Annotated in this window: 1 protein-coding gene; it reads right to left on the bottom strand. The window is 66.0% G+C overall.

What is annotated here, in order from left to right; all coding sequences use genetic code 11:
• Positions 1-7,159, bottom strand: a 7,159-nt coding sequence (locus K675_RS0121060; RefSeq protein WP_017905449.1) for a non-ribosomal peptide synthetase, incomplete at both ends; no start/stop codon positions are given.

Raw genomic sequence — 7,159 nt, 5'->3', positions numbered from 1 at the left:
TACTGCCAGGGCATCCGGCGTGCGCCGCACCTGGGCCTCGAACAGCCCATGAATGGTCTGCGCCTGCGGGTACTCCAGCACGGTGTCGTTGAAGCCTACCAGCAACTGCTCGCGCTCGTCGGCCGGCAGAATCGACAGACCACTCAGTGGCGCCTCGGGATCCTGTTCCAGGGCATCCACCAGACTTTCCAGCGCGGCCTGCATATAGCCGCAGACTCGCTGTGCATCGATGCCCGCAACCGCCTGCACCGTCAGACCGAAGCCCACACCGTCATCATCCACCGACAGGCTCAGCGGGTAGTTGGTACGCTCGGCTCCACCCTGGCTTCCGATACCCTGCCAGGCATCCAGCACCTGCTGGTCGACTTCACCGCCACCATGCCGGTAGTTGAGCAAGGCGCTGAACAGCGGCAGCGAACCGGGTACGCCACTACAACGCTGGGCCAACGCCAGGGACGCATGCTCATGACCGAGCAGCGCGGTCAACCGCCCATGGGCGGTCTTGAGCGCGCTCCGGGTGCCCTGTTCGCCCAGGTCCAGGCGCAGTGGCAAGGTGTTGATGAACATGCCCAGCGCCCGCTCGGCACCCTCGCCGCCCTGCATCCGCCCCAGCAGCACGGTACCGAACACCACTTTTTCGCGCTGGCACAAGCGGCCCAGCACCAGGCCCCAGGCCAGGTGTGCAACGCTCGCCGGGCTGACTCCCGCCTCGCGGGCTCGACCCCGCAGGCGTCGAGACAGATCGGCGCTCAGTCCCGCATGAGCCTCGCCGACCGCCTGCCCATCGCCCCGGACCTCTTGCTGTTCGAACGGCAGGGTCGGTTCGTCGACATCGCCGAGCATCTCGCGGAAGAAACCTTCATGCTCCTGCTGGCTCACGCCCAGTCGTGCCTGGGCCACATAGTTGCGATACGGCACGGCCGGCGCCAGCGACGTCGCCTGCCCGCGCAGGAATGCCTGCATTTCCTGTTGCACCACTGCGAGGGTGGTGTGGTCGATGGCGATATGATGGAACAGCAGGATACCCAGCCACCGCCCACTGGACGCCTCTTCACTGACGACCAGGTGCAGCAGCGGTGCCTGGCGCAGATCGAGGCGGTAATGCGCCGGATCGAAGCGTTGCAGCAGCTGCGCCGAGAGTTCGCCGTCGCGCGGGTCGAGCCCGAGGGTCTCGACCTTCAGCGGCGCACGACGCCAGACTACCTGCAACGGCGTCTCCAGCCCTTCCCAGACGATCGATGTACGCAGGACATCATGCCGTTCGATCACGCTCTGCAACGCCTGGACAAAATCGTCCAGGCGATTGCGGCTGTCGAAGCCGAACTGCGATTGCAGCACATAGGGGTCCCCTTCACCGGCAGACAGGTGATGGAACAGAATGCCCTCCTGCAACGGTGCCAACGGGTATATGTCCTGCACGTTTGCCGCACCGCCCGGCACGCTTGCCACCACCTGGTCGATCTGCGTCTGGGTCAGGCTGACCAGCGGCAACAGGTCCGGGGTGATACGTCCACAATGCTCGGGGATCAGGTTGGCCGGCACCGCGACTTCTGTGCTGCGGCCCACTGCCGCCGCCAGCGCCGCCAAGGTCGGCTGGCCGAGCAGCACCCGTACATCGGCGCTCAGCCCCACCTGACGCATCCGTTCGATCAGCGTGACCGCCAGCAGCGAGTGCCCGCCCAGCTCGAAGAAATGATCGTTTCGCCCTACACGCTCGACCTTGAGCAAGTCGGCCCATAACGATGCCAGCACGGTTTCGACCTTGCCTTGCGGCGCCTGGTATTCGCGGCTGAACAGGGCGCCGTCCGGTGCCGGCAGCGCCTTGCGATCCACTTTGCGGTTAGGCGTCAAGGGCAAGGCATCGAGCTGCAGGTAGGCCGTCGGAACCATGTAATCGGGCAATGCCGCTTGCAGGTGCTCGCGCAGGCTTGGGGTCTCCAGCACGGTTTCCGGTTGCTGCGGCGTGAAGTAGGCCACCAGGCGTTTGTCGCCCGGTTGGTCTTCCCGCGCCACCACCACGCAGTCCTTGATCCCGGGATACGTGGCCAGGCGGGCCTCGATCTCGCCCAGTTCGATACGGAAACCGCGGATTTTCACCTGGTCGTCGTTACGGCCCAGGTACTCGACCGTGCCATCCGGCAGATAGCGCGCCAGGTCGCCGGTGCGGTACATGCGCCCATCCTGGAACGGATCGTCGAGGAACCGCTCGGCGGTCAGGTCCGGACGGTTCAGGTAGCCACGCGCCACTTGCACGCCGGCGATGTACAGCTCGCCGGCCACGCCCAACGGCACCGGCTGGCGGTTTTCGTCCAGCAGGTAGAGCCGCGTGTTGTCCATCGGCTTGCCGATTGGCACCATCGCCGAGTCACCCTGTTCATCGACGCGCGCGACACAGGCCCAGATGGTGGCTTCCGTGGGGCCGTAGAGGTTCCACAGCTCGCGGCTGCGCGCCAGCAGTTCGCGGGCCAGGTTGCGCGGCAGCGCTTCACCCCCGCAGAAGATCCGCAGGTCCTGCTTGCCGGTCCAGCCACCGCTCACCAGCATTTGCCAGGTGGCCGGGGTGGCCTGCATCACGCTGATCCGCTGCTCGTCAAGCAGACGCTGCAGGTGCTGGGCGTCCATGGTCGCCTCGCGGGAGGCCAGGACCACGCAGGCGCCGTTGACCAGGGTCAGGTACAACTCCAGCGCGGCGATGTCGAAGGAAATCGTAGTGACCGCCAGCAAGCGATCCTGCGGTGAAAGCCCCGGCTCCCGGCCCATGGACTGGAGGAAGTTGCTCAAGGCCCGATGGCTGATCTGCACGCCCTTCGGACGGCCGGTGGAACCCGAGGTGTAGATCACATAGGCCAGATGTTCAGGGTGCAGCTCGTTGCGCAGATCGGCCCGCGACGGATTGCGCTCGGGCTGCGCCACGAAGCCTTCGCGCGCGGCCAGCTCGGGATCGAGCAACAGCACCGGCACGCTGCCGGTTGGCAGGACCGACAGCAAGGCTTGCTGGGTCAGAATCGCCACCGGAGCACTGCTCTCCAGCATGTAGCTCAGACGATCGAGCGGGAAATACGGGTCCAGCGGCACATAGGCGGCGCCGGCCTTGAGAATCCCCAACAGCCCCGCCAGCATGTCCACGCTGCGGTCGACACAGATCGCCACCCGATCGTCCGGGCCCACGCCCAATTCGATCAGGCGATGGGCGATACGGTTGGCCCGACGGTTAAGCGCGTCGTAGCTGAGGCTGCACTGCTCGTCCACAACGGCGACCGCATCGCCACACGTCGCGACTCTGGCTTCGAACAGCCCGTGCAGGGTCAGGTCCCGCGGGTAGTCGACCGCGGTGGCATTGAAGCCCTCCAGCAATAGCCGGCGCTCAGCGTCCGGCACCACCGGCAGGTCCTGCAACGGCGTGTCGCTCGCTTGTTCCAGGGCATCGACCAGACTGTGCAAGGCCTGGTGCATATAGGCGCAGATCCGCTCGGCCTCGATCGCCGGAACGGTCTGGGCGATCAACAGAATATCCTCGCCTCGGTCGTCGACGTTGAGGGTCAGCGGATAGTTGGTCCGCTCCTCACCGTCCAGAGAGTGCATGCCTTGCCAGGCGTTGCGAACCTGCTCGGTCACGACGGTGCTGCTGTGACGGTAGTTGAGCAAGGCGCTGAACAGCGGCGTCGGCGCGGGCACCCCGCTGCAACGCTGGGCCAGCGCCAGGGAGGCGTGCTCATGCCCGAGCAACGCGGTCAGTTCGCCGTGGGTGGTCCTGACCCCTTCACGTGCGCTTCGACCGCCGAGGACCACCCGCAGCGGCAAGGTGTTGATAAACATCCCCAGGGCCCGGTCGGCGCCCTCGCCGCCCTCCATCCGGCCCAACAGCACCGTCCCGAAGACCACGTCGTCGCGGGCCGAAACCCGGCCCAACACCTGTGCCCACGCCAGGTGCACCAGGCTCGCCACGCTCACCCCGCTCTGCCGGGCCTGGGCCCGCATGCGTTGGCCCAGGGCAACGCCCACGGCCAGCTGAGCCTCCTCGATGTCCTGCCCATCGCCCTGCACCTGCTGCAAACCGAACGGCAGGGTCGGCTCGTCGATATCGCCGAGGCGTTCGCGGAAGAATCGTTCATGTTCTTCCTGGCTCACGCCAAGCCGTGCCTGGGCCACATAGTTGCGATAAGGTATCGGCACCCCCAGTTGCCCCTGCTGCCCCAGCAGGTAGGCCTGCATTTCATGCTGCAACACCTCCATCGCGGTGTGGTCCATCGCCAGGTGATGGAACAGCAGCATCGCCAGCCAACGCCGGTTCTGCGCATCCCTGGTCTGGATCAGCCGCAGCATGGGCGCCTGACGAATATCGAGCGCATAATCCCGGGCATTGAAACGTTGATGCAGTTGAGTCAACACCTCGCCGGCCAGCGGGTCCGGCTCCAGGTTTTCGCGTACCAGCCGCGCCTGTCGCCAGACCACCTGCACCGGTTCCTCCAGCCCCTCCCAGACCATTGCGGTGCGCAGGATATCGTGACGATCGATCACGAACTGCAAAGCCCTGGCGAAGTCTTCCAGGCGCTCCTCGCTGTCGAAGGCGAACCGCGCCTGCAGCAAATAGGGGTCGCCCCGCTCCGCGCTGAGGTGGTGATAGAGGATCCCCGCCTGCAACGGTGCCAGGGCATAGATGTCCTGAACGTTGGCGACACCGCCCGGCACCGTGGCAACGATTCGGTCGATGTCGGCCTGTTCCAGGTTCGCCAGCGGCAACAGTTGTGGGGTAATGCGCGTGCAGTCGGGGCCGATGGCATTGACCGGCACCTGGATCTCGCGACCGCTGCCCACCGCGGCCGCCAACGCGGCCAGGGTCGGCTGGCTGAACAGTACCCGTACATCGGTGCTCAGGCCGGCCTGGCGCATGCGCTCGATCAGCGTCACCGCCAGCAGCGAGTGGCCGCCCAATTCGAAGAAATGGTCATGGCGCCCCACTCGCTCGACCTTGAGCACCTGCGCCCAGATCGATGCCAGCAGGGTTTCCACTTCGCCTTGCGGCGCCTGGTAATCGCCACGGGCCAGGGCATCCGAGGCCGGCACCGGCAGCAACTTGCGGTCGACCTTGCCGTTCAGGTTCAGCGGCAATGCGGCCAGTTGCACATAGGCACTGGGCACCATGTACTCCGGCAACAGGCCTTGCAGGTAGCTGCGCAGTTCTTCCGCCGTGGCCGGCTCGCCGGTCGCCGTGACATAGGCCACCAGGCGTTTGTCGCCGGGGACGTCTTCGCGGGCCAGCACGATGCATTCGCCGACCTGCGGATGGGTGCTCAGACGCGCCTCGATTTCCCCCAGTTCGATGCGGAAACCGCGCATCTTCACCTGGTCGTCGTTACGGCCCAGGCACTCCAGCAGACCATCGGCCGACCAGCGGCCGAGGTCACCGGTGCGATAGAGCAAGGCATCCGGGTCGTCGCTGAACGGGTCGGCAATGAATTTTTCGGCGCTCAGTTCAGGGCGATTGAGGTAACCCCGCGCCACGCCCTTGCCACCGATGCAGATTTCACCGCTGACACCCAGAGGCACCAACTGCTGGCCGGCGTCGAGGATGTAGACCTGGGTATTGCCGATGGGACGGCCGATCGGCACGCTTTCGGCATCCTCGGCGACCTCGGTCACGTGATGGGTGGTGGCGTAGGTGGTGGTTTCGGTCGGGCCGTAGCAATGCACCAGGCGCAGTTGTGGCGCCAGTGCCAGCAAGCGCCGGAAGGATGCCGGGTCGCCGCGTTCACCGCCGCACAGAAGAATCCGCAGGCCCTTGATCGCCTCGGGGATCAGTTGCACGTACTGGTTGAACACTGCCGTGGTGACAAACAGCACCGTGGCCTGGGCGCTGATCAGCAACTCACCAAAGCGTGCCGGTTCCAACAGCGTGTCATGATCCACCACCAACACCTGGCCGCCATTGAGCAAGGCGCCCCAGACGTCCATGGTGCTGGCGTCGAACGCCGGGTTGGAGGCAAAGGCGATGCGATCGCGGTCGTTGAAGTCGGCGTAGCCGTTGTTGATCACCAAACGAGTGATGGCCCGGTGCGGCACCATCACGCCCTTGGGCGTACCGGTGGAGCCGGAGGTGTACATGATGTACGCCACGCTTTCGCTGGATTGCTCGATTCCCAGATCGTCCGGATCGAGGCCGGACAGGTCCAGGCGATCCAGTTCCACCCGCTGCGCGGCGCTGGCCAGCGACACCTGGCTATGGGTCAGCAGCACCCGCGCCTGGCTGTCCTCGATCATGAAGCCCTGGCGTTCGAGCGGTGCGTTGATGTCCAGCGGCACATAGACCGCCGCGCACTTGAGCGCCGCCAATTGGCTGACCAGCAGGTCATGGCTGCGCGCCAGCAGGATCGCCACGCTGTCGCCCGGCTGCACGCCGAGGTCACGCAGATGCCGGGCCAAGCGGTTGGCCCGGGCGTTGAGTTCGGCGTAAGTCAACGTCACGCCATCGTGGATCGCGGCGCACGCCTCGGGACGCGCGCGGACCTGGGCTTCGAACAGGCCGTGCACGGTCTGCGTCCGTGGGTAGTCGCGGGCGCTGGCATTGAAGGCTCCGAGCAACTGCTCGCGCTCGGCCGCAGGCAGCACCGGCAGGTCGCGCACCGCTGAGTCCGGCGCGGACTCCAGGGCTTCGACCAGATGGGCCAAAGCCGTTTGCATATAGCCGCAGATCCGCTGTGCGTCGATGCCGGCGACAGCCTGCACGCTCAGGCTGAAGCCGTCGCCCAGGTCATCGACGTTCAGCGCCAATGGGTAGTTGGTGCGTTCTTCGCCGCCGAGAGTATGGATACCGTGCCACGCCTGCAGGACCGGCCCGGAAACACCCCCCGCGGCGCTGTGCCGGTAGTTGAGCAAGGCGCTGAACAGTGGCGTCGGTGCGGCCACGCCGCTGCAACGCTGGGCCAGGGCCAGGGAAGCGTGTTCGTGACCGAGCAGCGCGGTGAGCCGCGCGTGAGTTGCCTTGATCCCGGCGCGCACACCTTGGTCGCCCACGGCGACCCGTAGCGGCAAGGTATTGATAAACATCCCCAGCGCCCGCTCGGCACCCTCGCCACCTTGCATCCGCCCCATCAGCACGGTGCCGAACACCACTTCCTGCTTGCCCGAGACCTTGCCCAGTACGTGGGCCCAGGCCAGGTGA

Source organism: Pseudomonas fuscovaginae SE-1 (assembly GCF_000364705.1).
Taxonomy (GTDB): Bacteria; Pseudomonadota; Gammaproteobacteria; order Pseudomonadales; family Pseudomonadaceae; genus Aquipseudomonas; species Aquipseudomonas fuscovaginae_A.
This window is presented reverse-complemented; position numbering and strand designations above follow the sequence as displayed.